Source organism: Pseudomonas pseudonitroreducens (assembly GCF_021603645.1).
Classification (GTDB): Bacteria; Pseudomonadota; Gammaproteobacteria; order Pseudomonadales; family Pseudomonadaceae; genus Pseudomonas; species Pseudomonas pseudonitroreducens.
On record NZ_BQHJ01000080.1, the window covers coordinates 1 to 255 of the forward strand.

The 255-nt window shown below is 63.5% G+C and carries 1 pseudogene; it reads right to left on the bottom strand.

Going from position 1 to position 255, the window contains the following annotated elements:
- Window positions 1-255, bottom strand: a pseudogene (locus L6D89_RS32550) (hypothetical protein); the annotation flags it as partial.

Consider the following 255-nt stretch of genomic DNA (forward strand, 5'->3'; position numbering starts at 1 on the left):
GCAGAGTGAAGATAGGCGTAACCCCCTCCATCGAGCGGGGCTGAACGCAAAGCAGTTCCAGCGGTTCGCTGTAGTCCAGGGCGAACAGGCCGGGGTCGAGGTAGCCGGTGCCACCTACGCTGGTTGCAGTGCGCTGCCAGTGCGTTTGCTTGATGCCGGTTCCGCGTGAAAGGCGGAAGGTACTGCTCCCGCCGATGGGCTCATAGCGCTGCCGGATGGTGCCGGAGTGCGGGACGATTTCGATACCGCCAAGCA